We start from the raw sequence: 1,932 nt of genomic DNA, 5'->3' as shown, positions 1-1,932 counted from the left end.
CGCTCCCGCACTCTGGGAAACGATCAGCGCTACGCCGGGAAGCGATCTTCTCGACCGTTCTTCCGGCCCAGGTCGGGGCTATTCGTGAACACCCCACCAGGGGCCGTTCTTGAGACGGCCGGACTGAAGTTGACGGGATCCCGTCTGATCATTGCGATCGGGCGGGATCTTGTCGTTTCAGAGGTTTCCGAATCGGGTTCGTCCTGGTCTGGGAACTGCGGAACGGGCATCTGGGAAGGCTCGGGTGGTGTCAGGCCGCTGGTGGAGGACCGAGATCCGGCCGTTGGGCATGGCGAAGCCGACGGTGGGCGAGGCGCTGCGGCGGGGTGGCGGGTTTTGCGGCTTATGGGGTGGGTGGTGGCCTGCTCTGGCCTGCGTGTGGTGTGCCGTCGAAGGCCTCGGCCGGAGTCTGCGGAGTGTCGGCGAGGGTGACGGGCTCGTCTTGAGGCTCGTGGATGTGGCACCACTGATCGAGGAACTGGTCGTTGGCGACCGCGACGAGCAACGCGACCAGGATGGTCTGGGCGACGCGTCCGTGGGCGAGCCGGTTCTTGGGATCGCCGAGATCAAGATCGTGTCCCTTGATCCTGCCGTTGAGGCCCTCGGTGTTGGCCCGGACGGACTTGTAGGTTCCGATCCAGGCAGGAGTGAGGTAGGCCACGTCCTGGCGGAACTTGTCGAGGTGGCCGAGGTCGTCCTTGCGGACGGTGATGGTGTGCTGATGGCAGATCCTCGGCAGCTCGCCGGCCTTCAGGTCGGGCTGTGGGGGAAGGACGCGGGGTTTGGCCGCCGGGTGAGCGCCTCGTTGCCGGGTGTTGGTGAGGTCGACTGCGGCGGGCCGGTTGGGTCCGCGCTGGTGGAGGCGGTTGAAGCGGGGGCAGGTGACCGACGGGGAGGTGCCTGCTGCCGGGCACTGAAAGCGGAGGGCGCCGTCTGCGTTCGCGTTTTGTTTGAGGCGCAGCAAGTATGGCTCTCGCGCGCTGATGAGCGCGGTGAGTTCTTTCGATGGGGTGCGGATGGCGGCGTCGTCCAGGCCGGTGGTGGCCTGCGCGAGCCTGTCGGGCATCAGCGGGCAGGCCGGGGAGCCGTCGATGAGCAGGGCGCCGTGGGCGCTGCCCTGCACTCCCCGTTGATCCACTTTGTAATCGAGGGCGAGTTTGTAGCCGAGTTCGCGTGCGGGTTGGGCGAAGTGAGCGGGTTGCTGGTTGGTGTAGGCGCGGTCGACGACGGCGAAGGCGGCGGGCAGGCCGAGCCCGGTCAGTGGGCGCAGAGTGGTGATGGCGTCGGCGCCGATGCGTTTGTGCGGGGTGTCGAGGACCAGGCCGAGTGCCAGGTGCGGGAAGGAACCGAGCACGGAGCGGGTGCGGGCGGCGACGGTGAGGGTGGCGCTGTAGCCGTATTCGGGTGGGTCGTTGCCGGCCGAGTGGTGCCGGCCTGCGGTGATTTCGGTGGAGGCGATGAGTTCGCCGGTGGAGCGGCGGGCGTGGGGTGGGCGGGCGAAGACCGGGGTGGCGGTGGTGTTGATGCCGATATCGCCGCGGAAGTGGCGGAGGTAGCCCCGCCCTTTGGCCCAGCGCACCGGGGTGAGCACCAGCGCGGTGACGATGTCCTGCAGCAGTTCCCGCTTGCGCGCGTGTGCTGGGTCGTCATCCTCCCAGGCGGTGGCCAGCGTGTCGGCCTGGTGCTGGGGCAGGCGGACGCGCCGATCGTGGCGGGCTGGATCCAGCACGGTGGTCAGCCGGTCGAAGGCCCGGTAGAAGCGGCGAGAAGAGGCGAGCACCTGGTGGACATCTTTGGGGTTGATGTCGGGCAGGCCGAGCCGATGGCGTGCGGCGGCGGTCAGGCAGAACGCGGCGATCCGCCATGCCTCGACGAGCGTGGCCTTGCCGGTGTGGTTGATGGACAGCAGCAGGCAGGTCAGCACCGCGGCGA

At 68.4% G+C, this 1,932-nt stretch carries 1 protein-coding gene; it reads right to left on the bottom strand.

Features of this window, described 5'->3' with window-relative positions:
- Positions 1-343: 343 nt before the first annotated feature.
- Positions 344-1,932: hypothetical protein (locus tag AB0J09_RS63650; protein ID WP_360714079.1), on the bottom strand; the 1,589-nt coding region annotated here is incomplete at its 5' end.

This window comes from Nonomuraea sp. NPDC049784 (genome assembly GCF_040659615.1).
Lineage (GTDB): Bacteria > Actinomycetota > Actinomycetes > Streptosporangiales > Streptosporangiaceae > Nonomuraea.
This window is presented reverse-complemented; position numbering and strand designations above follow the sequence as displayed.